The sequence below is a fragment of the Zymomonas mobilis subsp. mobilis ATCC 10988 genome, assembly GCF_000175255.2.
Lineage (GTDB): Bacteria > Pseudomonadota > Alphaproteobacteria > Sphingomonadales > Sphingomonadaceae > Zymomonas > Zymomonas mobilis.
On record NC_017262.1, the window covers coordinates 1,104,866 to 1,129,568 of the forward strand.

The window sequence follows — 24,703 nt, forward strand, 5'->3', positions numbered from 1 at the left end:
AAAAGGCTTTATACTCTGGGGCGGTTTCTGATGTAAACTTGCGCAGATTCCGCCGAGAGGGGCGAGGAATAATAATATCCCTGAATAAGATAGACACCGAGATGGGCGAGAAGATCAACCTTTTCTTTATCTTCTACGCCTTCGGCTACGCAATCCAAACCGATCTCTCGGCAAAGGATGATGATCGATTTAATGATTTTATAATTCCGGTTGTTATATTCGAGATTAGTCACAAAACTGCGGTCGATTTTGATTTTATTTAAAGGGAAATTCTGGAGATGGGATAAGCTGGAATATCCGGTTCCAAAATCATCCAAGGCAATACTGGCACCAACCGCCTGAAGTTTTTTGACGTTATCAAAGGCGGCTGCAAAATTATGCATGACCGCTGTTTCTGTTAACTCAAACTCTATCCGTTCAGGGTCAATATTCGATTGTTTTAAAATATCGAGCAGAAGATTGATTTGTTTCTCATGAGAAATGTCATGTGCAGACAAATTAAAGGAAAGTTTGATCGAATGAGGCCATTTTTTAGCTTCGTTTAATGCCTTCTTAAACAGAATAGGGGTTAGGCGAATGATCGCCCCCGTTTGTTCTGCCACTTGAATAAATTTGTCAGGCGCAATCCTACCTAAGCCGGGACTGTCCCACCGTGCCAGACTTTCGAAGGTGATAATTCCACCATTACGGGAATCGATAATCGGCTGAAATTGGATAAAGAATTCTTTGTCAAAATCGGCTTTTTCTAAAGCCCGTTCAATAAGTGCCAGTTCTTTTAATTTTAGTTCATGATTGACATCAAAGACCACAATCTGGCCTTGTCCGCCCTGCTCTTTGGCATAGTAAAGCGCATAATCGGCATGTTCAAATATCTGCTGTGTGCTGTTAGCTGTGCCAAAATAGGAACGCGCGCAGCCTGCTGAGCAACTGATAACGATTTGATTATTTCGGGCAGAAATCGGATGAGAAATCGTCTCAAGAATAGAGGCAATCTCTTGATTAAGGATTGTGCTTTCCTTGTCTCCCGGCAAAATAAAGCCAAATTCATCATTACCAATCCGGTAAACTAGCGCCTTATGCCGGAGCGCGAGATATAATCTGTGACCGATCTTATCGAGGATAAAATCCCCGATATCGTGGCCATAGATTTCATTGATCCTTTTAAAGCCGTCGATATCAATAATCCCAATCGAAAAAGGAATGCTATCGTCTCTATAAGGCGAATTGACAGCTTGAAGATCAGCAAAAAATTGCCTCCGGTTTGCCAAACCGGTGGTTGAGTCATAGCAACTAGCCTGTTGCTCGATTTCTTTTTCTATCGTGAGCAAAGGCAGCGGCGGAGATTCCGTCTTGTCCTTTTTCTGTGAAGAGAACCAAGATGAAAGATGGTAGGCTTCAAACAGATAAAGCAAAATGGCGTTGCAAAAGAAAAATTCGATATCTTCTAAAAAGGCCGAAAATTTCGGTGGGATAAAGTGGAATAAGTTTAAAAAATAGATGAACTGGCTGGTAAAAAAGACAATGAAAGAGCTTATTTTTAGGCGGTAAATGCAGAAAAAACCAAAAATGATCGTCGGGATAAAAGGAAAAATAATATCATTGAAAATACTGTTCCGATCGGCATTGGTATAAAGGCAAACCGGAATGGTTATAAAAATAACAAAAATGAGCTGAGCTAAAAATCGGAACAAATTGGTCGGATTTGGAGGTAAACTGGTCTTATTCTTATGTTTCCGGCAATGGTGCCCAAAGAGTAGCATACTGCAAAAACTTACCGCCAGCACAATTATAATAAGATTACTTTTGTGGAAGTAATTTATTAAAATCTTCAACAAGGAATAATTGTTCACCGAGATAAAAGTGAACATTAAAGATAACGTTAAAATCGTCTGAAACTTTATATTGAATTTACAATATCTGATATTGGATGCGTGATTTTTTAAAATTCCAAGCTGAATAAAGTAATTTTTGAGGCGGTGCCGCAGCCGGTAGAGAAGAACCGTTTTCTGTCGTGGAAAATAACGCCTGCCATGTTTGACGGCTTTATTTTTGGTAAGCATGACAGGCGGTTCCTGATCCGCCTGCTCTATCAAAAGCGCTCTTTTTGGAGACAGATTTACTTGATAGGCAGGCTGAATATATAGATTGTTATTTTATTAGGGCGTAAAGAGTAATTTTTCTCACAAGATATTAGAGTGGATATTACGGGACTCTGGATTATTTTCAATAAAATTTATTACAGAAATCGATTTTTTTGTCTAAAAATTTCAAATGTTAACTTAACCTTGATAGGCTTCACCACGAAAATTCTGGGCAATAACATACCATTCCGAAGATTCCCGGCGGCTGGCGGGGGGTTTTGCATGTTTTACCTGACCAAAAAGGCGTTTCAATAAAGCGACCAAGTCTTTATCCGCGCCACCGGCCAAAACTTTGGCAACAAATGAGCCGCCTTCACGAAGGGTTTCGCTGGCAAAAACAGCGGCTTCTTCAACCAAAGCCATCGTTCTTAAATGGTCGGTTTGGGCATGACCGATAGTATTTGCAGCCATATCGGATAAAACAAGATCAGCAGCACCACCCAAGGCTTCGATAAGTTTTTTCTGGGCTTCTGGGTCGGTAAAGTCATTTTGGAAAATGGTGACGCCTTCAATGGGCGCGGCTTCCAAAAGATCAATCCCAACGATTTTAGCTTGAGGTGCTTTTTTTCTGGCTACCTGACTCCAGCCACCGGGAGCGATCCCCAGATCAATGATACGTCTGGCATTTTTGAGCAAAGAAAAGCGTTCATCCAATTCTATCAATTTAAACGCCGCGCGTGAGCGATAGCCTTCGGCTTGTGCTTTCTGAACATAAGGATCGTTTAATTGGCGCTCTAACCAGCGGGTCGAAGCGGCAGTTCGCCTTCTGGCTGTTTTTACTCTTTGATGTCCCGGCGTTTTCATAGAAATCTTTCTTGGTTAAAGGGTCTGCTGCAATAGCCATAACGGGCAATCAGGTCACGCAATATACCTTCGCGGATACCCCTATCAGCGATATGAACCGCATTTATTGGCCATATTTCAACAATGGCATCTAAAATCGCGCAGCCAGCAACAATTAAATCTGCCCGATCTTCCCCGATGCAGGTGATTTTCGCCCTTTCTTTAATCGACATTAAGGAAAGCTGTTTACTGATCTGGCGTAATGCCGCCGTTGGGGCGATCAATCCATCTACCATGCGGCGATCATAGCGCGGCAATTCCAGATAAATACTGCCCAATGTGGCGACTGTCCCGCTTGTCCCAAGCAAGCTGCGTGGGGTGAGCCTTTGTTTTTTGAGGCGGTCAGAAAAAGAAAGAAACAGTTTTTTGACCTGTTCCTTCATCGCCTGATAGGCCTGCTTCCTGTCTGCTAGACTATTTCCGCGATATCCCAGACTTTCAGTCAGGGAAACAACCCCCCATGGCACGGAAACCCAATCGAGCACTTTGGGGCCATTATGGTCGCTCATGGTGAGAATGAGTTCTGTCGAACCGCCGCCAATATCGAAAATCAGGGAAGGAACGTCTTTTTCTGTTAAAAGCATATGACAGCCAAGAACCGCTAACTGAGCTTCTTGTTCTGCCGAGATGATTTCCAGCAATAGGCCTGTTTCTTTGTAAACTCGCTGCACAAAATTGCGACCATTCAAGGCGCGGCGGCAAGCTTCTGTAGCGACCGAACGTGCCAAGAAAACATTCCGTTTTCTTAATTTTTCAGCGCAAACACTAAGCGCAGCCAAGGCGCGATCAATAGCCGCATCGGAAAGCCGATGGCTGGCCGCCAAACCTTCCCCAAGACGAACGATTCTGGAAAAGGCATCAACGACCATAAAATCATGCTTTTCAGCACGAGCAATCAACAGACGACAATTATTGGTGCCAAGATCAAGCGCACCATAAACGCGGGGACGAGTCAGGTTAAACGTATTTTGGGGGCTGGCCACTAAACTGGAATCGGTCAGATAACGGCCGCCCGACCGTTGTCTAAAAGTCGGAACGGCCCTGAATAGAGGTGGGGCCATGATCGTCCTGTCCTAATGGTAGATTAAACGGCAAAATTACCGATTTGTTACAAGGGATAGTATAGATACGGGGGGCTGGCGGCAAGCATTGGAGGTCTAATTATCCGTGGTCGGCATAAAGCGAATGGGAACAAAAAATAGAAGTATTTTAAAAAAGAGGCTTGACACTACCACCAGATAGCATTAGTTCGCAGCTCGAAAGTTGCCCCGTCGTCTAAAGGTAAGACTACGGACTCTGACTCCGTCAATTGTGGTTCGAATCCACACGGGGCATCCAATCAAAACCTCCTTTAAAATAAACCACTATCCTTCCTATATTAAGATCATTATTCCTTCATAGAATAATTCTGATAGGGCTTATTTATATTTCATTTTATTTCCTCATAATAAATATATCTCCCCAATTTTAAGAAGATATATTCCTGTTTATTCGGATATTTCCCTTGAAATAGAAGGTTTTTATTATTTGATAGCGGTCATTTTATTTTGAAATAAGGCCTGTTCTTTCTTTTGTGATTTCTAATTTAAATTATCTCTATTCTTGCTGATAACCACGTTAGGTCAGCAAGCCATTAATCTGGTGATATCTTTTCCTCCTCTTACCAAGACATCTATTGACTCCTGATAGCGGAACGTGAACCCTCCTTTTCCGTGGAATCATACTGTCCCTGAAAACATATGGCGAAAGCGATAGACTTGGGGCTGTTTTGTCCTGCGGGCTGTTCTGGCTCTATCTTGTTTTCATCCGAGGAGTATTTGATGGCTGAAACCGACATACAGGCGGCAACAAAAAGCCGGATCGATAGCCTTTCAAATTCTAAAAATTGTAACTGTTTATTTTTCGATTATTGATAATTCATTGTATTGATAAATAATCATGCCATACCAATATACTCGATAAGACGAGCTTATTTAGGCATCTGATTTTATCCGATGCATCAGGAATAGGGAGTGGGAATATGCCATCTTTTGCCAAAGCCCTTGAGCAAACACTTCACAATGCCTTGGCTATCGCCAGCCGTCGTCATCATGAATATGCCATGCTTGAGCATTTGTTGCTCGCCTTGATTGATGATGAACATGCTTCGCAAGTGATGGCGGGTTGCGGTGTCGATCTCGCAGAATTGAAGCGTTCTCTTACGACGTATCTCGATACCGAACTGGATGCTTTGAAAATAGAAGGCAACAGTGATCCTTCTCCTACGAGCGGTTTCCAGCGCGTGATCCAGCGGGCTATTTTGCATGTCCAGTCTTCCGGTCGGGATGAAGTGACGGGTGCCAATGTTTTGGTCGCCCTTTTCTCCGAAAGAGAGAGCTATGCCGTCTATTTTCTGCAACAGCAGGATATGAGCCGATTGGATGCTGTCAGCTTTTTAAGCCATGGTGTTGGAAAGGGCGGTGTCGCGGCGGATAATCAAGCCGAAGAAGAAAAGACCCAGCAGCGACCATCCGAGGTTTCTAAAAAGAACGAAAGCGCTTTGAAGCAATTCACGGTTAATCTGAATGAAAAGGCTGAAGTTGGACGGATTGATCCTTTGATCGGTCGTTCTGCCGAAGTTGATCGCACAATTCAGATATTGTGCCGTCGTTCCAAGAATAACCCGCTTTATGTGGGTGATCCGGGGGTCGGCAAAACCGCGATTGCAGAAGGCCTTGCCCGTAAAATTATTGAAGATCAGGTGCCGGAAGTCCTGAAGGATACCGTCATCTATTCTTTGGATATGGGGGCATTGCTGGCTGGCACCCGTTATCGTGGGGATTTTGAAGAAAGACTGAAAGCCGTCGTAACCGAACTGCAAAAACAGCCGAAAGCTGTTTTGTTTATCGATGAAATCCATACGATTATAGGCGCTGGTGCAACCTCGGGCGGGGCAATGGATGCCTCTAACCTTTTGAAACCGGCTTTGTCCAGTGGGACTATCCGTTGTATTGGTTCGACCACCTATAAGGAATTTCGCAATCACTTTGAAAAGGATCGCGCTTTATTACGTCGATTCCAGAAAATTGATGTTGTCGAACCCACTGTCGAAGATGCCGTCAAAATTCTGAACGGCTTGCGGCCTTCCTTCGAAGAGCATCATAGCGTGCGTTACACCTCGGATGCCATTCGTTCGGCGGTAGAATTATCTGCCCGTTATATCAATGATCGCAAGCTGCCGGATAAGGCTATTGACGTGATTGATGAAGTGGGCGCAGCGCAAATGCTGTTACCGCCCTCCAAAAGACGGAAGGTCATTTTGGCCAAGGATGTGGAAGCTGTCGTCGCAACGATGGCGCGGATTCCACCGAAAACGGTCTCGAATGATGATAGCCAGATTTTGGCCAATCTTGAAACCGATTTGAAGCGGGTTGTCTTTGGTCAGGATAAAGCCATCAAGACTTTGGCTTCGGCGATCAAATTAAGCCGTGCCGGTTTGCGGGAAATGCATAAGCCGATTGGTAGCTATCTGTTTTCAGGTCCGACGGGGGTTGGTAAAACCGAAGTTGCCCGTCAGTTGGCTTCCTTGCTGGGTATCCCGCTGAAACGCTTTGATATGTCCGAATATATGGAACGTCATTCGGTTAGCCGTTTGATCGGTGCGCCTCCGGGCTATGTCGGATATGATCAGGGTGGTTTGTTGACCGATGCAATCGAGCAGAATCCGCATTCTGTTTTGTTGCTGGACGAAATTGAAAAGGCACATCCTGATCTGTTCAATATTTTATTGCAGGTGATGGATAACGGTAAACTGACCGATCCGCATGGAAAAACGGTCGATTTCCGGAATGTCATTTTAATCATGACCAGCAATGCCGGTGCTTCTGACATGGCTCGCGAAACGATCGGCTTTGGTGATCTGACGCGGGAAGGGGAGGATTTCGAGGCTATTAAAACGATGTTCTCGCCGGAATTCCGCAACCGTTTGGATGCGGTGGTTCCCTTTGGCTATCTGTCGCCGGAAATGATCCAGCGAGTGGTGGACAAGTTTATTCTTGAACTTGAAATCCAGTTGGCTGATCGCAAAGTCGACATTGCCTTTGATGATGAAGCTCGCGAATGGTTAGGCAAAAAAGGCTATGATCGTCTCTATGGCGCTCGTCCTATGGGACGCTTGATCCAAGAAAAGATCAAACAGCCTTTGGCGGAAGAATTGCTCTTTGGAAAGTTGGTTGATGGCGGCGAAGTCAAGGTTCATCTGAAAGAGAATGAGCCAAGCTTTGAAATCGTCCCAGGAGCGCCTTCTGTGAGCAAGAAGCCGAAAAAAGGGAAAGAAGCCAGTGAAACACTGGATGAATCCTGACCTTATAGCGTAAGGTTATCGTTCTTTAAAAAAAGCGGGTTCTCTCGAACCCGCTTTTTATTATGGGTGACCTTAAGTATTGGGCAATATCAGGATTTGAGTTTCCAGCCCCGCGCTATCAGGAGATAAGCGATACCGCCAAGAATAACATCAATGGCGATCACAATCGCGGCGCTTTCAAAAATATTGGCATCGGCTACCCCCAAAAAACCATAACGGAAGCCGGAGATAACATGGAAGAACGGGTTCCATGTGCTGAAGCAGTAGAAAAAGCCATGGAGGCTGTGAACAGAATAAAAAGTGCCAGAAAGAAGGGCAAGCGGCTGAATAACGAAATTGGAGACCGAGGCTGCATGATCGTATTTATCTGCCCATATGGATGTAAGCAGCCCGATTAACGCCAGCATCATCGCCCCGAAAAAGCCGAATAACAGGACAGCAAAGGGATGATTAGGGATGTAATGGACGTTTGGCCAGAAGGCCATCGCTACCCATAAAAAGAAACCGACCAGAAAAGCCCGTGTCATCGCGGCACCGGTTAAAGCGGTAATAATTTCTTTGGTACCGATAGGCGGAATCAGATAATCTAAAATAGTCCCTTGCATTTTACCCACTAAAAGTGAGAAACTGGCATTAGCAAAAGCGTTTTGCATCATGCCCATGGCAATAAGGCCGGGGGCAACGAATGCAGCAAAGTCCCAACCCAACGTTTTATGCCCGCCTCCCAATGCAACGGTAAAAATGACCAGAAATAACAAAGTCGAGACAACGGGAGCCCAGATTGTCTGCATCTGAACCTTGAAGAAGCGTCTTACCTCCTTCACATAGAGGGCATAAAGACCTTCCCAATTGATAGAAGCTATTGTGGCTTTACCAAAAGGGCGTTGACTAGCAGAAGACAGTTTGACCATATCTGTTCGCTAAAGCTTGTTGGCTTTAGCTGCAAGTGGGTTCCTGCTTGGAATCGTCTGGAGTCAGAAAGAATTTACATTCCCTTAATCGGGATAACGTGGAAATAACCGGCTTGTCGGGTTGATGGATTAAGAGATCGTGAGGAGTTAAATGGCCTGGACCGAAGAACGAATTGAGCAGCTTAAGAAACTATGGGAAGCAGGCGATACCGCTAGCCAGATTGCAGAAAAGCTAGGCGATGTCAGCCGCAATGCTGTGATCGGGAAAGCCCATCGTTTAGGGTTACAGGCGCGCCCGTCTCCTGTGAAAAACAGCGATCATGCTGAAGCTGCCGATCATGGGCATAAAGAAAAAGAAGAGGCAACGCCTTCGGTAAGCAAAAATCCGACGGTCGCGCCGGTTGTCAACGAAGCGCGTAAAGAGCTTCATAAAAAAGAAACCGTCAAAAGCGTGAAAGCTGTAGAAGCTGTGGCACCACCCGCTGTGGCCGAGAAAAAAACTGAACCGGCACCTGTTATCCGTTCTATCGGCCCTGGTGGATTCCAGCGTCAGGTTCCGGGTGAACAGACGGCTCCCATTCCACCGGCACCACCGCGCCGCCTTGTTCCGGCCAAACCGTCACCTGAAATTGCGGATAAAACTTCGCTTTTGGATCTGACTGACCGGATCTGTCGTTGGCCAATGGGGCATCCGGGGGAACCTGATTTCCATTTTTGCGGCAAGCCGGTCAATCCGGGCTTCCCTTATTGCCTCGAACATTGTTCTGTCGCCTATCAGGCGCAGTTACCGCGCCGTGATCGTCGGCCTACGCCAACCATTCCTTTCCCGAGGAATCGTTCATAATTTCGATAACGGGATGAAAGCGATGGGATACGGGGAAAAGATGATTTTCCTCGTATCAAAAAGAAGGCAGGATTTCTGAAAAAAGTTAGGTGATACGGGTTGCACCTTGGAAATCCTGTGCGTATAAATTTTGACTATTGGCAGCCTATTGGCTGCCTTTTTTTCTTGGTTAGATTTTCTATGCCTGACGCGGCCTTATGCCAGCGCCCGGCCTAGTTGATAGGGAGAATAACTATGGCCATAACGCCGTTAATGCCTGTCTATCCTCGTTGTGCCGTCCGTCCGGTTCGAGGCGAAGGCTGCTATCTCTTCGGTGAGCAAGGCGAACGCTATTTGGATTTTGCTTCAGGTATTGCTGTTAATATTCTGGGGCATGGTCATCCACATTTGGTCAAGGCCATTCAAGAACAGGCCGCAACCTTGATGCATGTTTCAAACATGTATGGTTCGCCGCAGGGTGAAGCCTTTGCCAAGCGTTTATTAAGCCATTGCTTTGCCGACACCGTATTCTTCACCAATTCCGGTGCCGAAGCTATTGAATGTGCGATTAAAACAGCACGTCGTTTCCATTACGCCAATGGAAATCCTGAACGGTTTAAGCTGATTACTTTCTCCAATGCCTTCCATGGTCGGACGATGGGTACGATTTCGGCAACCAATCAGCCCAAAATGGTCGATGGTTTCAAACCGTTATTGCCCGGATTCCAAGTCGTAGAATTCAATGATCTGGCGGCAGCCGAAGCAGCGGTTGATGATCAGACAGCCGGTTTCCTTGTTGAACCTATTCAGGGTGAAGGTGGGATCCGTCCAGCAACAGATGAATTCATGAAAGGCCTGCGTCGCATTTGTGACGAAAAAGGATTGATGTTGGTTCTGGATGAAGTCCAGTGCGGTTATGGCCGTTCCGGCACTTTCTTTGCCCATGAACAATATGGCATCAAGCCGGATATTATGGCCGTTGCCAAAGGTATCGGTGGTGGTTTCCCATTAGGTGCCTGTCTTGCAACCGAACATGCTGCAAAAGGTATGGTATTCGGCACGCATGGTTCAACCTATGGTGGCAATCCGCTGGCAATGGCAGCAGGTCAGTCCATCCTTGATATCATTCTGGAAGATGGCTTTTTCGACCATGTCCAGAAAATGGGTAACATTCTGGCTGAAAAGCTGGAAACAATCGTCAAAAAATACCCCGAGCTTTGCCTTGAAGCCCGTGGTCGTGGCTTGATCCGTGGTTTAAAATTATCGGTTCCGTCTCGTGATGTTGTTGCGCATTTGCGTGACAATCATGGCCTTCTGACGGTGGCTGCGGCGGATAATGTTATCCGTATCTTGCCGCCTTTGGTCATCGAAGAAAAACATATCGATGAATTCATGGAAAAACTGGAAGCTGGCTTGAAAAGCTATGCTCCAGCTCAAGCGGCTTGATTTTTCGGCCATAGAATAAAGGTGGTTACTGTGCCCCATTCAATAAAACGTCGTCATTTTCTGAATTTTGCTGATGCTGGTGCAGATGCTGTGAAAGCTATGCTCGCGGATGCTTTGGCGCGTAAACAGGCGCGAAAAGGCTGGCCAAAAGGACGGGTTGATGCCGATGCGCCGTTAAAAGATTCTATTCTCGGGATGATTTTTGAGAAAAATTCAACCCGGACAAGAGTGTCTTTTGATGTCGGAATGCGACAGCTTGGGGGCAGCACCATCGTTATGGAATCCGGATCGACCCAAATCGGTCGCGGTGAAACCATTGCCGATACGGCTCGTGTATTATCCCGCTTTATTGATGCGATCATGATCCGCACCGATGACCATGCGAAAATCGAAGAACTGGCGCGTTATGCTTCAGTTCCGGTTATCAATGGTTTGACGGATTTATCCCATCCTTGCCAGATTATGGCAGATATGCTGACGGTGATAGAGCATAAGGGTAAAGTGGAAGGCACACGTTGGGCTTGGCTGGGTGATGGTAACAATGTGTTATATTCCATCATCGAAGCCAGTGGCCTTATGGGCTTTTCTGTTATCGCGGCTTGCCCTCATGGTTATGAACCTGATCCGAAATTTATCGAAGCGGCGCGTAAAGCAGGCTGCGATGTGGTTATTACCGATGATCCCGATGAAGCTGTCAAAGGCGCGGATGTCGTCGTAACCGATACATGGATTTCCATGGGGCAGGCGCATGCTGAAGCAAAAATGGCCGCTATGCAGCCTTATCAGGTTAATGAAGCCTTGATGGCAAAGGCTGGCGATCAGGCTTTATTCCTGCATTGCTTGCCCGCCCATCGCGGTGAAGAGGTCGTCGATGCTGTTATTGACGGTTCTCGTTCTGTGGTTTGGGATGAGGCCGAAAATCGGCTCCATGCCCAGAAGTCGGTTCTGCTTTGGTCATTAGGGTTATTATAAAATACCCTAACATAGCCTGAAATTAACTATGTTCCCTTGCTTTATTCCGGCAAGGGGTATCACCCTTCAAGTAAGCTGGCATCTTTTTGTCAGCTTACTTTTTATGGGTCAGAGGATGCGAGGTAAAAATGAGTGAGAATATCCAGAATAGTCCTTCTGAAAATCTCGATCGCTATTTGAGTTTTACGCTGCCTGCTTTGGATGCCCGAGGCCGAATGGTGCGTCTGAATAGCGTTTTGGACAAAATTCTTTCCAATCATAATTATCCGCAGTCTCTGGCTTCTTTCTTGGCAGAGGCTTTGACCTTGACAGCTCTGCTAGGCAGTCTGTTAGATGAAAAAGATAGTCAGCTTACACTGCAAATCCGTGCCGAAGGAGGCGCGGTTGACCTGTTGGTTTGCGATTTCAAAAATGATATTATTCGCGGCTATCTTGAATTTAATACGGAAAAAGAGGCTGCCTTACCTGAAAAACCCTCTCTGACTGACATTGTGGGTGAAGGCTATCTCGCTATTATTTTCGATCAATCGGCTAGCCGTGAACGCTATCAGGGTATCGTTGCCTTGACCGGAGAGTCTCTCTCTAAGGCTGTCGAAAATTATTTTACCCAGTCTGATCAAATTCCGACCTTAATTCGGATCGCTGTAAAGCCACCCGAAAATGGCCGCGGATGGATATCTGGCGGGTTGTTGTTACAGCATCTCCCCAAAAACGAAACGAATGCCCCAAGATTGACCCATCAGGGACTTGATAATCCTGACTGGGATCATGTCCGTCTTTTGGGTGAAACTATTAAACCGGAAGAATTGACGGAACAGGCCTTGAGTTGTGAAGATATCGTTTGGCGGTTATTCCACGACGAAAAGCCGATCAATATCACCAGATCGGAATCTTTCTCGACTTTGTGTCGCTGTGATGAAGCGCGTTTCAAAAACATTATCATGCGCTTCCCCAAGGAGCAGCGAGCTGAAATGTGCGATGAAAATGGGCTTATTCAGATAGATTGTGAATTTTGTGGTCAGCATTATAGCTTTCCTGTCGATATCGACTGATATCAAGGGAGGCTACATGCCTGATTGAGAGGCGCTTTCACTGCCTATGGAAATACTCTATAAAGCTTTCTTATATGTCAGACGATCTTTTTAAATCTACCGTAACGCCTTCCGCTGATAATTATAACGCGGATTCTATTGAAGTTTTAGAAGGGCTGGAGCCGATCCGGCGGCGGCCGGGTATGTATATCGGTGGAACTGACGAACGCGCTTTCCATCATTTGGCCGCCGAAGTCCTTGATAATGCCATGGATGAAGCGGTGGCGGGTCATGCAACCCGCATTGAAGTCACTCTGGATACCGGCGATCGTTTAACCATTACTGATAATGGTCGCGGTATTCCGATTGATCCTCATCCGAAATTTCCTGATAAATCAGCGTTGGAAGTGATCCTGACCACGCTTCATTCAGGAGGCAAATTTTCGAATAAGGCCTATGCAACATCAGGCGGCTTGCATGGTGTCGGTATTTCGGTTGTGAATGCGTTGTCATCCGAAACAACCGTTGAGGTTGCCCGCAATCGTTTGCTTTATCGGCAGTCTTTCTCGCGTGGCGTGCCTCTTGGGGCTTTGGAACAGGTGGGCAATGCACCAAATCGGCGCGGCACCTCAGTTTCGTTTATTCCTGATACTGAAATTTTTGGTAAGACTCTCCATTTTAAACCTGCCAAATTATATCGGATGGTGCGTTCTAAGGCCTATCTCTTCGCAGGGGTCGAAATTATTTGGCGTTGTGCTCCAGAATTAGCCTCTGAAGACGTGCCGGAAAAGGCGGTTATCCATTTTCCAGGAGGCTTAGCCGATTATCTGAAAGAGGAAGTCGGGAAAAGAGACTGTGCTACCAAAGAGTTTTTTACAGGGCGGCAGAGCTTTTCTGATGAAGAAGGTTCAGTAGAATGGGCAGTGGCTTGGCCGTTATGGTCGGAAGGCTCGTCTCTTTATTATTGTAATACCATTCCGACACCGGCTGGCGGCACCCATGAACAAGGCTTACGTTTGGCTTTGGTTCGAGGGTTGCGAGCCTTTGGTGAATTGGTTGGTCTGAAAAAGGCCAAGGATATCGCACCGGAAGATGTGATTGTCGGAGCGGATATGGTTCTGTCCCTGTTTATTCGGGAACCACAATTCCAGAGCCAGACAAAAGACCGTTTGACCAATCCACAAGTGGCAGGATTGGTCGAGAAAGCTATTCGTGACCATTTCGACCATTTCTTGACGGATGATATGGATCGTGGACGCGCCTTGCTTGGCTTCATCATGGAGCGGATGGATGAGCGTCTGAGACGGCGTGCTGAACGGGATATCAAGCGGAAAACCGTGACAGCTGCTCGCAAGTTACGATTGCCTGGTAAATTAACCGATTGTAGTCAGGATACGGCTGACAATAGCGAATTATTTATCGTTGAAGGGGATTCCGCTGGCGGTTCCGCCAAGCAAGCACGTGACCGTAAGACACAGGCTATTTTACCTATTCGCGGTAAAATTTTGAATGTTGCGGCGGCGACCAATGCCAAAATTTTGGCCAATCAGGAAATTTCCGACATTACGCAGGCTTTGGGCTGTGGTGTCCGTGATCGTTGTGATCCGCAAGCCTTGCGCTATGATCGTATTATCATCATGTCGGACGCTGATGTTGACGGGGCGCATATCGCAACATTGTTGATGACTTTCTTTTTTCGTGAAATGACCGAGATTGTTCGGAATGGCCATATCTATTTGGCACAGCCGCCTTTGTATCGTTTGAAGGCCGGTGCCAAAACCCTTTATGCTCGGGATGACAATCATCGGGTAGAATTGGAAAAAACGGTTTTCAAAGGTCGAAAGGTCGAGGTCGCTCGCTTTAAGGGTTTGGGCGAGATGAATCCCCAGCAATTGCGGGAAACCACGATGGATCCCAAGACCCGCAGTCTTTTAAGAGTGACATTACCGAAAGATTATCAGGATAGGCAGGAAATATCGGATTTGGTGGATCGTTTGATGGGACGCCAGCCAGAGCATCGCTTTGCATTTATTCAGGCTAATGCAGCCCAATTTGATGAAGCTGCTATGGATATTTAGCCTGAATAAAGCTTTTTCAAAAAATGCCGATGTCTTTCAGAAAACTGAAATTCCGCCATCATTACTGATGGCGGAACTTGGACAATCTGCATCGTGGAACGGATCCACCATGCTTTATTTTGTAAGCGTATTAAAACTATAAGACAAGGAAAGAGCAGTAGCCTTGCAATAAAAAATGATTTTAGTGAATAAATCTTAAAAATGAAAAAATTCTTTTAAGCCATCTAGAATAAATTGTATCGCCAAAGCGGCCAAGATCAATCCTAATACTCGGGTTATCATCGCTTCTGCGCGGCGGCCTAATACGCGCATGATAGGCCCGGCAAGAATAAGAGAAATAACCATCATAATTTGAATGGCACCTAACGCCCCAAAGACGGTAATGCGTTGTTCCCAATTCTCGGTTTTGGAAATCAGCAACATAATCGTTGCGATAGAGCCGGGGCCTGCGATCATTGGAATGGCCATCGGAAAGACAGAAATATCTTCGGCTTCTTCAGGTATTTTTTTTACCTGTCTGGCTCGATCCTCTCTTTTTTGGGTGCGCTTTTCAAAGACCATTTCGATAGCGGTCAGCAAGACTAAAATACCCCCCGCAATGCGGAAAGCGGCTAAGCCAATGCCGACAGCGCGAAGAAAACTTTCCCCTAGAAAACCAAAAAAGACCAGAATACCGGACGAAACTAGAACCGCTCTTATGGCCATAGTCCGTTGTTCTGTCGATGTCGCATTTTTGGTAAGGCTTGCGAAAATAGGGGCGCATCCCGGCACGTCGATAACGACAAAAAGCGAGATGCAGGTCGAGATAAAAAGAGAGATCATAAATGAAAGCTCAAAAAGCCAGATAAAAAAGGAACGCCGTCAATACGCTTGCCATTACCGAAATTCAAAGAGAAAGTTATAATTTTTTTATTAAAATGGATAACAATCTATCCGTCATTTTACCGTATGATATTCTATTTTCAAGTTGTTTTTAAAAATTTTATATCATATTGGCGCAATATATCGTCCTACGCATCACCACTGGTAAAACCATGGAAAGGCATCATGTAAATATGGCTGACCATTTGGGGGATAATAAACTGATTGATGATCAGAATCACCATCAGCACGACTGCCGGAGAAAGGTCTATTGCCCCGAAATCTGGTAATATCTTTCTGATGGGGCGATAAAGCGGTTCCGTTAGCTGATCGAGGGTATAGACGACTTTACGGACAAACTCGTTATCGGAATTGATAACGTTAAAGGCGATCAGCCACGAGCATACGGCCTGAATGAGAATAACCCACCACAAGATATTGAGCATAAAATAGATAATTTCCAAGATTAAAATCATGTCATATCGTCCTGATTACGGGGCTATTTGCCGGGGGCTGATAAAAAATCGATGCTGATATTCTTGGCATTGGGGGGAATATTGAAAGTGGCGCTATCGAATTGAGCGACTTCATCCGGTTTCAAACTGGCGATTGGGGCAGGGGCGATCCAATTAAAAACGGACTGGCCTTTATCATCCAAAAGATCAATGCGGATATCGGGCACCTTCAGGGTTTTATTATCGTGGTTAACGATTTGTCCTGAAATAGAAAGAAGCTCGTTATTGCTATTGGTGCGATGTCTTTCATTGGTGACATGCTCAATCGTCAGGCTGTTTTCAGCGGTTTTTGTCGCGGCAAAAGCGGCATTAGAGGGCTTTCTGTGCACAAAGTAATAAGTACTGGCTGCAATCAGCAAAACAATAAGCGCAGCGGCCGTGCCTAATACCCAGCTTTTCATCCAAGGTTTAGTCGGATTGGCCGGTAATGATGCCCGATGATTACGGAAATCATAATCTCGGTTTAGATCATCATCCTGATCATTGGAAAAATCATAGCCTTGCGTGTTGGAAGAAAGTTTGTAGCTGAAAGCTGAGAAATCCTCGGATTCTGGCTTTTGGGTGGAAAAGCTTTCTTCTTTATCTTTATTTTCTTGGTCAGAAGAGGCCGATTTTTCTTGAGCTGATAATGCCGCCAGAAAAGGCACCGAGGCGATACTGCTTTCTTCTTTCTTTTCTGGAACCACTTTTTCTGAATAGCTATCCGATTTTATCGATTCCGCGCTGGTCGGTTCAGTCAATGCCTCGCTCTCTTCCTTTTTATTGGAAGAAGCCTGTTGTGATAAAGCCGGGGCTGGCTTGTCCTTGGGCGTGTTTTCTTCTTGAAGAGCTTCTTCTGAAGAGGTCGAAACTGTCTCTTCTTGATCGGAGGATTCAGGAACAGGGGTTTCTGTTTCGTCACGACTGTCAGGGTAGGCGATCCAGCTATGACCGCAACTGGCACAACGAACACGACGACCATTCGCCGTAATCATGCCATCTTGAACTTCGTAATCGGTATGGCAGGCTGGACAGGTTAAAATCATGGCTCTTCTACGCTTGTATGAGGAGTATTTATGCCACTTAATCCGGTAAAGCACGCCTTGCTGACCGGAGCAAGTATCCGGCTGTTCGGAATAAGAACCGCTTTTTCCAAAACATGCTCAATAATAAGGTGCTTTACTGATATAAAGGCATTTTTTAATTTTGTCTTGTGGGATAGTTTACTTTGTTTTTAAAAAAGAGGCCTTTTTGAGCGCTATCGTTCAGTTCGATCATGTCCATTTTGCTTATAATGCAGGGGCTGATATTTTATCCGATCTCAATCTGACATTTGAGCCGGGACAATTCTATTTTGTGACGGGCGCGTCTGGTGCCGGTAAAACATCCCTGTTGAAGATGATTTATATGGCTTTGCGGCCTTATCGCGGTAGTGTGCGGATATTCGGTGAAGACGTAATGACTTTACCGGAACGCTATATCCCGAGTTTGAGACAGCGCATTGGTATTGTCTTTCAGGATTTCCGTCTTGTTCCTGAACTGAATGTTTTTGATAACATTGCGCTGCCTTTGCGTTTGGATAGACGAAAAGAAAATTTTATCCATTCTACAGTTGGCCGGATTTTGGTTCAGATTGATTTGCCGGATAAAGCCTTTCATTTTCCAGAAACGCTGTCCGGTGGTGAGCAGCAGAGAATAGCGATTGCCCGTGCGCTTATTCGTCGTCCTCAAATATTGGTCGCGGATGAGCCGACCGGTAATATTGATGATGGGTTGGCAGCCTCTATTCTGCATTTGCTGTCTGCTCTTAGCAAAAGAGGGATGACGGTTATTATGGCAACCCACGACTTGCATTTGTTGGATAGGGTGCCGCATGCCAAACATATCCGTTTAGGGACAAAGGGAAATCTTGAATCTGTAGCGCTTCTCGACCAATGGTCTCCCTTGAAATGAAAAAACTGATATTCTTTCAGGATCAACATCTTTTGGGAAAAGCGCCTCTTTCCCGTACGCTTTCATGGCTTGTGGCTTTGATGATGGCGCTTTTGACCCTAGCCTTGCTTTTTGTGTTGTCTATTCATCAAAGAGCTATCTCTTTGCACGATCAGCTAGCCGATCGTTTGACAGTTCAGATTGTCGAAGCCGATCCATCAAACAGAGATAGGCAAAAAGAAGCGGCCTTGCACCTATTACAAAGCCTGTCATCAGTAAAATCGGTGCATGCTTTATCTCAACAGGAATTAGAAAAGCTGGTTGAACCTTGGTTGGGCGATCATGCGGCTTCTGAAATCACTTTGCCTGCTTTGATTGATTTTACGATTTTGCCACATGGCGATAAACAGGCGATCGCGGCAGAAATTCATCACGCTGCGCCTTCCGCTTCTCTGGATGACCATGGTTCCAGTGGGGCTACTTTGTTATCTTTTCTATCTCTTTTAAGCAGCTTGCTTTGGAGCGTTATTCTCTCTTTAATTTTTGCTACAATTGCTATCATTGCATTGGCGGTGCGGTCTGCCGTGAATGGCTGTCATGACAAGATTATTTTACTGTCTTTACTGGGCGCAGAGCAGAACCGGATAGCGGGTTTATTCTGTTACAAAACCGGATTTGATGTTTTCAAAGGAAGCGTTATCGGCTGTGCTATTTCGGTTTTAATCGCGGTTTTATCTAGGCGTTTACTGGCGAGTTTACCTACCCCTATTTTTCATTCGGATAGTATAAATTTTTTGCCGCTGCTTTTTATCGCTTTTTTGCCTATTATCACGGTTATAATAGGCGTTATCACGGCTCATATAATCGTTTTGCGGATGGTTGAAAAAAGATGACAAGACGCGGATTTTCCTTTTGGTTCCCTTTATGAACGCCAAAGCTATTCTTCTTGGGTCTATCCGCTTTCTGATCTGTCTTTTTATGCTTTGGTTAGGAGGATTCTGGCTTTTCTATTCTTTCCATGCACATCCGACGAATAAACAGGTAACAGATGGTATCGTCGTTTTGACTGGCGGCGCAGGCCGGATTGACCGAGGCCTGATGATGTTGGAGCGTCACCAAGCTAAAAAAATGCTGGTTTCAGGCGTTAACCGTCAAGTAAAAGCTGAAGAATTGGCCGCCCTTTATGATATTCCTTCCCATTTGATAGAATGTTGTGTCGATCTAGGCACTCAAGCGGTTGATACCAGTTCCAACGCCCAAGAAACCGCAGAATGGATAACGCTTAATCACTATCATTCGGTTCGTCTGATTACGACAGATTGGCATATGGCAAGAGCACGTTTCGAACTGTCTTTGATGATTGGGAAAGATATCAAAGTTGTTGAAGATGCCATTCCCAGCCATGCCGGCTGGCGGGTCTGGATTATCGAATATTGCAAATATCTATGGCGGCGTTCCAGCGTTGCCATCGGTTTTAATTCGATTCCCTATCCTTCGGCTCCGGCCTCTATCTGGCGTTATTTTCATCAGAAATGATCTTGGCTGGCTTTTGGGAAGAGAATATTTTACTGACTTTTGAAATTTATGCCGTTTAAAAATGGCTTTATCCGTTCTGAATTTGGAATTGAATATATGATAGCCAAGTTACGCGCCGCGCTATTTCTGGTCATATTTTATAGCCTGACTGTTCTGATGATTTTTATGGCTTTTCCTCTATTGTTGGGGAAACAATCCGCCATGTGGCGGCAGGCTAATCGCTGGGCGCGACTGCATAGCTTTTTGGCGCGTCATATCATCGGTATTCATAGTGAATGGCTGGGTGATAAGCTGGATACCCTTTTTTCAGAAGATCGCGTTTATTTGGTGGTGGCTAAACATGAATCCATGTTTGAAACCTTGGAATTGGTACGCTTTTTAGGGCATCCAGCCATTATCTTAAAAAAAGAACTGGTTGATTTGCCGCTTTTTGGTCGCCTGTTAAAAGCGCATGGCTCTATCCCAGTTGATCGGTCGCGTTCTGCTGTCGCCTTGAGACGGATGTTACGGGCTGCGGGGGATGCAAAAGAGCAGGGACGGTCACTATTACTTTTTCCTGAAGGCACCCGAGTTGCCCATGGTGACGCCCCGCCTATCCGCGCCGGATTTTATGGTCTCTATAAAATGCTGAATCTGCCTGTTGTGCCGATTGCACTTGATAGTGGTTTACTCTGGGGCGGTGGTCTCAATAAAAAAGCAGGTATTGTACATTTTCAAGCTGGTGAAGTGATACCAGCCGGATTGCCGCGGAAGGAAGCCGAAGCGCTTGTTCATGCTGCGATCAATCGCTTTAATCAGTAAAAAAGCCGTCAGAAAAATATCTGACGGCTGAATAATACTGGTAAATTTTAAGGGTGAATATCGTGGTCTGTTTTTAAGGCTAAACGCGCTTTCTGCGATTCTTTGAAATGCTCAAGAAGATAATCCCCATCTTGCGAAGCAATAGCTGTCCGCAATTTTTTGAGATCTGCGATAAAATGATCCAGCACTGGTAAAAGAGCAGGCGCATTTTCCAGCATAATATCTTGCCAGAGACGAGGTTCCGAAGCCGCTACCCGCGTCGCATCCCGAAAGCTGCCTGCCGAATAACGCATGATGGGTGTCCGGCTTTTTTTCTCATAACCCGATACCATCCCTATAAGTTGGTATGCAATGACATGAGGCAAATGGCTGGTAAGCGCCAAAACGTGATCGTGATGTTCCGCCGACATCAGATTGATACGCCCGCCAATTTCTTCCCAATAATCGGCGATATAGGCGATAGCCTGTGCCGGTGTATGGGCATCAGGGGTCAGAATAACAGGATGGTCTTGGAATAATTCAGCAAAACCGGCGTCGGGTCCGTTATTTTCAGTCCCAGCCAAAGGATGGCTAGGAACAATAATGTGATTGGGTAAATTGTCTTGCAGCGTTTTTATAACGCTGACTTTTACCGAACCTGTATCGCAGATAATAACGTCTTTTTTCAGCGCCGGTGCCATCGCTGCCGCGACGATACCCATTGCCCTGACTGGCACGCATAATAGCACCAGATCAGCCTCACGAACCGCATCTTGAATATCATCGGTGACATTGTCGCCGAGATTGAGCGCTCTAGCTCTGTCGCGGACAAATTCGCTTTTGTCATAGAGACTGACCGTTACATCAGGACAATAGGCCTTTGTTGCCCGTGCCGCAGAGGAACCGATCAGTCCTAATCCGATAATGGCAATATGCTTAAAGACGGTCACTTAGAGCGCCTGCCTAACCAAGGAAGTTAAAATACCAGCGACATCCTGCATATGTTTTTCACTGCCGATAGTGATACGTAATGCGTGAGGAAGGCGCTGTCCCGGCAACCAACGGGTGGTATAGCCGTGATCCATCAAGGCTTTATAGGCGGTTTCAGCCGTCAGGCTGCCTTCAAACAGCAGTAAAGTAAAATTGGCAGAGGACGGGATAACACGAATGCCAGCATTACTTAAAAGCGCCATCTGGTTTTCAAACCAGCCACGCCATTTTTTGTTATGTTTGAAGCTGTTCTGGATGAAAGCCTGATCTTCCAAAGCGGCGACCGCTGCCTTTTGTCCCGCAATCGTGACATTGAAGGGTGCCCGTATCCGGTTAAGGGCATCAATGATTTCAGGGCAAGCATAAGCCCAGCCAATTCTTTCAGCGGCCAATCCGTAAATTTTAGAAAATGTCCGCGTTACCAGCACATTTTTTGTGTTTTTGGCGAGTGCTAACGCGCCATCATCACATTCAGGATCAAGATATTCAGCATAGGCCTGATCGATAACCAATAAGCAGTTACGGGGAAGGCCGTTATGTAGTTTTTCGACTTCTGCACGGGTAATCCATGTTCCCGTCGGGTTATTCGGATTGGCAATAAAAACAACCCGCGTCCGTGGCGTGACAGCCTTTAACAAGGCATCAACAGAACAACGATAGTCATCATCCGGTGCTTCTACCGGTGTTGCGCCTACGCGTCTGGCAGCCAGCGGATAAACTGAAAAACTATAGCGAGGGTATAAAACCTCGTCATCTTGTCCGGCATAGGCACCGGCGGCCAAATGCAGGATTTCATCCGATCCGGTGCCGTGAATAATCCGAGCCGGATCAAGATTATAGCAAGCGCCGATAGCCTCACGCAGAGCGGTTGCCCCACTGTCAGGATACAGGGAAAGGGAGTCTATGGCTTCCCGATAGGCTTCTTTCGCCTTTAGGCTAGTTCCCAAAGGATTTTCATTAGACGAAAGTTTGACAGCCGGACGGCCATCCAGCGTCTTTGATGACCCCGGTATGTAAGGCGCAATACTGTCGATCCAAGATTTCGGGCGAAGTTCAGGTGCAGCAGTCATAATAGCTCTTTGATAAAAATCCGGATAATAATGGCGCGCGTTAAAGGCTATCCTCGATATTTAATAGTCTTTTCTTTATTTTAGAACAAAAGTGACTGATTTTGTATCATAATTTATAAAAAATTTTACAGCTTTTTGGTCAAAGCAGAAAATAGATTGATTTGGTTTATTGGGTTGTGTTTTTCTTGTTTTTTATAATAAAAAATTAAAAAACTAAATTTTCTTTAATGGTTTTGTTTAAAAAGGCTTTAATTTTTATTTTTTGGTATTTCCTAATAGAGTAAAATTGCCGATTTTTTTTAGCGATAAACTGTTTTTTATATTTTTTATGGCCGTTTTTGCTTTGCCACTTTCACGCCCCAACCCAGAAAGGCTTGTTTCAACGTTCAATATGTTTTTTCGATCGCTGTGATCAAATCAGCTGACCTTGACGATGCTCGCAACTATCTCCATGCTTAATCAGACAAATTTAGTCTTGTTTTTGATTCGATTTATCGTTGTTAAAAAATACTATTTTTTTAAAAAAAATTGAAAAAAGATTATTTTTTATTCAGGGTTTTTGATTATATGCGTCTTTCTAATCTGACAGATTATGCCGTTGTCGTGCTGCGTCAGGTTGTTCACCATGGCGCAGGTGCGAAATGTTTAACGACACTAACTATGGCGGAAAAAACAGGTCTCCCTTTACCTACTGTGCAAAAACTGATGGGGCGTTTAGCCGCAGCCCATCTGCTGACGTCGTTGCGCGGTATGGGGGGCGGATTCACATTGGCACGTCCGGCGGAGGAAATTACCCTTGCTGATGTCGTCGAAGCCATAGAAGGGCCTATCGCTATGTCATCCTGTGATAACAAAGAAAGCCTTTGCAAATTTTCTGCGGAATGTGGAATGCGGCCTCGTTGGCCAGAGGTAAACCGCACCGTCAAAAATGCCCTTGAAAGTATCAGTCTTAAAAGTCTTGCGGGAGCATCATAATGAGTGAGACAAAAAACGAAGCTGCATTGGAAGCGTTAGCCCGCAATGATCGTTATGAATGGGGCTTTTCTTCTGCGGTTGATCAGGAATTCGCTCCGAAAGGATTAAACGAGGATATTGTCCGTTTCATTTCGGCCAAAAAAGGCGAGCCGGAATGGATGCTGGAATGGCGATTGGAAGCCTATAAACGCTGGCTCGAAATGGAAATGCCTCATTGGGCAAAATTGAAGCTGCCTGAAATAGATTATCAGGATGCTTATTATTATGCCGCCCCCAAAGCGAAGCCCAAGATTGAATCTCTGGATGAAATTGATCCCGAGATTAGGAAAACCTATGAAAAATTAGGCATCCCGATTGAAGAACAAAAAGTTTTAGCCGGTGTTAGCGGTGCGCGTGAAGTCGCGGTTGATGCTGTCTTTGATTCTGTTTCAGTGGCAACCACTTTTCGAGAAAAATTACAGGAAGTGGGTGTTATCTTCCTGTCAATTTCTGAAGCCATCAAGACATATCCAGAATTGGTCAAGCGCTATCTTGGGCGGGTCGTGCCGGTCAGGGATAACTATTTTTCGGCTTTGAACAGTGCTGTTTTTTCAGATGGCACCTTTGTTTATATACCGGAAGGTGTCCGCTGCCCGATGGAATTATCGACTTATTTTCGTATCAATGCCGCGAATACCGGACAATTTGAGCGGACTTTGATCGTCGCTGATAAAGGCGCTTATGTCTCTTATCTCGAAGGATGCACTGCCCCCCAACGAGATGAGAATCAGCTTCATGCGGCGGTTGTCGAGATTTTTGTCCATGAGGAAGCTGAAGTCCGTTATTCGACGGTGCAGAATTGGTATCCCGGCGATGAAAATGGCAAAGGCGGTATCTATAACTTTGTGACCAAGCGGGCGTTATGTGATGGCGCAAGATCAAAAGTAAGCTGGACTCAGGTTGAAACGGGTTCGGCGATTACTTGGAAATATCCGTCCTGTATCCTCAAAGGCGAGGAATCGGTCGGGGAATTCTATTCCATTGCGCTGACCAATAATTATCAGCAGGCAGATACCGGCACCAAGATGATCCATATCGGCAAGAATAGCCGTTCTACTATCATTTCAAAGGGTATCTCGGCCGGTCACTCTGACAATACCTATCGCGGTTTGGTGAAGGTCGGCGGCGCTGCTGAAAATGTCCGTAACTTTACGCGATGTGACTCTCTTTTGATTGGCGATAAATGCGGGGCACATACCGTCCCCTATATCGAGGTAAGAAATCCCTCTGCCAAAGTCGAACATGAAGCTACGACCTCGAAAATTTCTGATGACGAGCTTTTCTATGCCAGACAGCGCGGATTGAATGAAGATGAAGCCGTGGCTTTGATCGTCAATGGTTTTGCCCGAGACGTTCTACAAAAATTACCAATGGAATTTGCGATCGAAGCCCAAAAGTTATTAGGAATCAGCCTTGAAGGTGCGGTTGGCTAACAGGAG

Annotated in this window: 21 protein-coding genes and 1 tRNA gene; 13 read left to right on the plus strand and 9 right to left on the minus strand. The window is 45.6% G+C overall.

Annotated elements, in window-relative coordinates; translation table 11 throughout:
• Positions 1 to 8: 8 nt before the first annotated feature.
• The 3 genes from ZMOB_RS04855 to ZMOB_RS04865 form a co-directional block, all read right to left on the minus strand.
• Positions 9 to 1,412 carry a putative bifunctional diguanylate cyclase/phosphodiesterase gene (locus ZMOB_RS04855; RefSeq protein ID WP_224452991.1) on the minus strand — a complete coding sequence of 468 codons (1,404 nt, stop codon included), beginning with the start codon at positions 1,410 to 1,412 and terminating at the stop codon, positions 9 to 11.
• 867 nt (positions 1,413 to 2,279) lie between these two features.
• A complete protein-coding gene (locus ZMOB_RS04860; RefSeq protein ID WP_011240319.1) occupies positions 2,280 to 2,945 on the minus strand; it encodes an RlmE family RNA methyltransferase in 666 nt (221 codons plus the stop codon).
• A complete protein-coding gene (locus tag ZMOB_RS04865) occupies positions 2,942 to 4,045 on the minus strand; it encodes a Ppx/GppA phosphatase family protein (RefSeq protein WP_011240320.1) in 1,104 nt (367 codons plus the stop codon). Before ZMOB_RS04865 ends, ZMOB_RS04860 begins: the two co-directional genes overlap by 4 nt.
• Positions 4,046 to 4,248: 203 nt before the next feature.
• On the opposite strand from ZMOB_RS04865, the gene ZMOB_RS04870 reads away from it, so the two are divergent.
• Positions 4,249 to 4,322: transfer RNA gene (locus tag ZMOB_RS04870), tRNA-Gln, on the plus strand.
• 682 nt (positions 4,323 to 5,004) lie between these two features.
• Positions 5,005 to 7,326 (plus strand): ATP-dependent Clp protease ATP-binding subunit ClpA, encoded by a 2,322-nt coding sequence (gene clpA / locus ZMOB_RS04875; protein ID WP_011240321.1) that lies wholly within the window; start codon positions 5,005 to 5,007, stop codon positions 7,324 to 7,326.
• Between the two features lie 89 nt (positions 7,327 to 7,415).
• Here clpA and ZMOB_RS04880 read toward each other — a convergent pair whose 3' ends face one another.
• Positions 7,416 to 8,237, minus strand: a complete 822-nt coding sequence (locus ZMOB_RS04880) for an ABC transporter permease (protein ID WP_011240322.1) — start codon at positions 8,235 to 8,237, stop codon at positions 7,416 to 7,418.
• A gap of 151 nt (positions 8,238 to 8,388) precedes the next feature.
• On the opposite strand from ZMOB_RS04880, the gene ZMOB_RS04885 reads away from it, so the two are divergent.
• The 5 genes from ZMOB_RS04885 to parE all read left to right on the plus strand — a co-directional run bounded on the left by ZMOB_RS04885 (position 8,389) and on the right by parE (position 14,587).
• On the plus strand, positions 8,389 to 9,081 hold the full coding sequence (locus tag ZMOB_RS04885) for a GcrA family cell cycle regulator (protein WP_011240323.1): 693 nt from the start codon (positions 8,389 to 8,391) through the stop codon (positions 9,079 to 9,081).
• 234 nt (positions 9,082 to 9,315) lie between these two features.
• Positions 9,316 to 10,506 carry an aspartate aminotransferase family protein gene (locus ZMOB_RS04890; protein ID WP_014500793.1) on the plus strand — a complete coding sequence of 397 codons (1,191 nt, stop codon included), beginning with the start codon at positions 9,316 to 9,318 and terminating at the stop codon, positions 10,504 to 10,506.
• 30 nt (positions 10,507 to 10,536) lie between these two features.
• Positions 10,537 to 11,478, plus strand: a complete 942-nt coding sequence (argF, locus tag ZMOB_RS04895) for an ornithine carbamoyltransferase (protein ID WP_011240325.1) — start codon at positions 10,537 to 10,539, stop codon at positions 11,476 to 11,478.
• A gap of 128 nt (positions 11,479 to 11,606) precedes the next feature.
• Positions 11,607 to 12,530: an Hsp33 family molecular chaperone HslO gene (hslO, locus tag ZMOB_RS04900; RefSeq protein ID WP_014500794.1), complete on the plus strand. Its 924-nt coding sequence runs from the start codon at positions 11,607 to 11,609 to the stop codon at positions 12,528 to 12,530.
• A 74-nt stretch (positions 12,531 to 12,604) separates the two neighbouring features.
• A complete protein-coding gene (parE, locus tag ZMOB_RS04905; RefSeq protein ID WP_014500795.1) occupies positions 12,605 to 14,587 on the plus strand; it encodes a DNA topoisomerase IV subunit B in 1,983 nt (660 codons plus the stop codon).
• 195 nt (positions 14,588 to 14,782) lie between these two features.
• Here the strand turns inward: parE and ZMOB_RS04910 are convergent, their stop codons facing one another.
• The 3 genes from ZMOB_RS04910 to ZMOB_RS04920 form a co-directional block, all read right to left on the minus strand.
• A complete protein-coding gene (locus tag ZMOB_RS04910) occupies positions 14,783 to 15,409 on the minus strand; it encodes a MarC family protein (protein WP_011240328.1) in 627 nt (208 codons plus the stop codon).
• Between the two features lie 188 nt (positions 15,410 to 15,597).
• Entirely contained in the window at positions 15,598 to 15,924 is a 327-nt protein-coding gene (locus tag ZMOB_RS04915; RefSeq protein ID WP_011240329.1) for a YggT family protein, read from the minus strand.
• A gap of 23 nt (positions 15,925 to 15,947) precedes the next feature.
• Positions 15,948 to 16,988 carry a zinc-ribbon domain-containing protein gene (locus ZMOB_RS04920; RefSeq protein ID WP_014500796.1) on the minus strand — a complete coding sequence of 347 codons (1,041 nt, stop codon included), beginning with the start codon at positions 16,986 to 16,988 and terminating at the stop codon, positions 15,948 to 15,950.
• A gap of 205 nt (positions 16,989 to 17,193) precedes the next feature.
• On the opposite strand from ZMOB_RS04920, the gene ftsE reads away from it, so the two are divergent.
• Genes ftsE through ZMOB_RS04940 form a run of 4 tightly spaced genes read left to right on the plus strand, consistent with a single transcriptional unit; the run spans position 17,194 to position 20,211 of the window.
• Positions 17,194 to 17,895, plus strand: a complete 702-nt coding sequence (ftsE, locus tag ZMOB_RS04925) for a cell division ATP-binding protein FtsE (RefSeq protein WP_014500797.1) — start codon at positions 17,194 to 17,196, stop codon at positions 17,893 to 17,895.
• On the plus strand, positions 17,892 to 18,767 hold the full coding sequence (locus ZMOB_RS04930; RefSeq protein ID WP_014500798.1) for an FtsX-like permease family protein: 876 nt from the start codon (positions 17,892 to 17,894) through the stop codon (positions 18,765 to 18,767). The genes ftsE and ZMOB_RS04930 overlap by 4 nt, the downstream gene beginning before the upstream one ends.
• Positions 18,768 to 18,798: 31 nt before the next feature.
• Positions 18,799 to 19,410, plus strand: a complete 612-nt coding sequence (locus ZMOB_RS04935; RefSeq protein WP_011240333.1) for a YdcF family protein — start codon at positions 18,799 to 18,801, stop codon at positions 19,408 to 19,410.
• A 48-nt stretch (positions 19,411 to 19,458) separates the two neighbouring features.
• Positions 19,459 to 20,211 (plus strand): lysophospholipid acyltransferase family protein, encoded by a 753-nt coding sequence (locus ZMOB_RS04940; RefSeq protein WP_041573376.1) that lies wholly within the window; start codon positions 19,459 to 19,461, stop codon positions 20,209 to 20,211.
• Between the two features lie 47 nt (positions 20,212 to 20,258).
• Here the strand turns inward: ZMOB_RS04940 and tyrC are convergent, their stop codons facing one another.
• The gene (gene tyrC, locus ZMOB_RS04945; protein ID WP_014500800.1) at positions 20,259 to 21,140 is read right to left on the minus strand and encodes a cyclohexadienyl dehydrogenase; all 882 of its coding nucleotides are present in this window, start codon (positions 21,138 to 21,140) and stop codon (positions 20,259 to 20,261) included.
• Positions 21,141 to 22,250, minus strand: coding sequence for a histidinol-phosphate transaminase (gene hisC / locus ZMOB_RS04950; RefSeq protein WP_011240336.1), 1,110 nt, complete (start codon positions 22,248 to 22,250; stop codon positions 21,141 to 21,143).
• A 567-nt stretch (positions 22,251 to 22,817) separates the two neighbouring features.
• On the opposite strand from hisC, the gene ZMOB_RS04955 reads away from it, so the two are divergent.
• On the plus strand, positions 22,818 to 23,225 hold the full coding sequence (locus tag ZMOB_RS04955) for an SUF system Fe-S cluster assembly regulator (protein WP_011240337.1): 408 nt from the start codon (positions 22,818 to 22,820) through the stop codon (positions 23,223 to 23,225).
• Positions 23,225 to 24,697, plus strand: a complete 1,473-nt coding sequence (sufB, locus tag ZMOB_RS04960) for a Fe-S cluster assembly protein SufB (protein WP_014500801.1) — start codon at positions 23,225 to 23,227, stop codon at positions 24,695 to 24,697. Before ZMOB_RS04955 ends, sufB begins: the two co-directional genes overlap by 1 nt.
• The last annotated feature ends 6 nt before the right edge of the window (positions 24,698 to 24,703 follow it).

What these genes read in the sequence shown, in the direction of transcription:
- ZMOB_RS04920 (WP_014500796.1), bottom strand. Translation starts at nt 16,988, where the DNA reads ATGATTTTAACCTGTCCAGCCTGCCATACCGATTACGAAGTTCAAGAT.
- hslO (WP_014500794.1), top strand. Translation starts at nt 11,607, where the DNA reads ATGAGTGAGAATATCCAGAATAGTCCTTCTGAAAATCTCGATCGCTAT.
- ZMOB_RS04860 (WP_011240319.1), bottom strand. Translation starts at nt 2,945, where the DNA reads ATGAAAACGCCGGGACATCAAAGAGTAAAAACAGCCAGAAGGCGAACT.
- ZMOB_RS04880 (WP_011240322.1), bottom strand. Translation starts at nt 8,237, where the DNA reads ATGGTCAAACTGTCTTCTGCTAGTCAACGCCCTTTTGGTAAAGCCACA.
- ZMOB_RS04935 (WP_011240333.1), top strand. Translation starts at nt 18,799, where the DNA reads ATGAACGCCAAAGCTATTCTTCTTGGGTCTATCCGCTTTCTGATCTGT.
- ZMOB_RS04930 (WP_014500798.1), top strand. Translation starts at nt 17,892, where the DNA reads ATGAAAAAACTGATATTCTTTCAGGATCAACATCTTTTGGGAAAAGCG.
- ZMOB_RS04955 (WP_011240337.1), top strand. Translation starts at nt 22,818, where the DNA reads ATGCGTCTTTCTAATCTGACAGATTATGCCGTTGTCGTGCTGCGTCAG.
- clpA (WP_011240321.1), top strand. Translation starts at nt 5,005, where the DNA reads ATGCCATCTTTTGCCAAAGCCCTTGAGCAAACACTTCACAATGCCTTG.
- ZMOB_RS04890 (WP_014500793.1), top strand. Translation starts at nt 9,316, where the DNA reads ATGGCCATAACGCCGTTAATGCCTGTCTATCCTCGTTGTGCCGTCCGT.
- ZMOB_RS04915 (WP_011240329.1), bottom strand. Translation starts at nt 15,924, where the DNA reads ATGATTTTAATCTTGGAAATTATCTATTTTATGCTCAATATCTTGTGG.
- ZMOB_RS04910 (WP_011240328.1), bottom strand. Translation starts at nt 15,409, where the DNA reads ATGATCTCTCTTTTTATCTCGACCTGCATCTCGCTTTTTGTCGTTATC.
- parE (WP_014500795.1), top strand. Translation starts at nt 12,605, where the DNA reads ATGTCAGACGATCTTTTTAAATCTACCGTAACGCCTTCCGCTGATAAT.
- hisC (WP_011240336.1), bottom strand. Translation starts at nt 22,250, where the DNA reads ATGACTGCTGCACCTGAACTTCGCCCGAAATCTTGGATCGACAGTATT.
- ZMOB_RS04885 (WP_011240323.1), top strand. Translation starts at nt 8,389, where the DNA reads ATGGCCTGGACCGAAGAACGAATTGAGCAGCTTAAGAAACTATGGGAA.
- ZMOB_RS04865 (WP_011240320.1), bottom strand. Translation starts at nt 4,045, where the DNA reads ATGGCCCCACCTCTATTCAGGGCCGTTCCGACTTTTAGACAACGGTCG.
- ZMOB_RS04940 (WP_041573376.1), top strand. Translation starts at nt 19,459, where the DNA reads ATGCCGTTTAAAAATGGCTTTATCCGTTCTGAATTTGGAATTGAATAT.
- sufB (WP_014500801.1), top strand. Translation starts at nt 23,225, where the DNA reads ATGAGTGAGACAAAAAACGAAGCTGCATTGGAAGCGTTAGCCCGCAAT.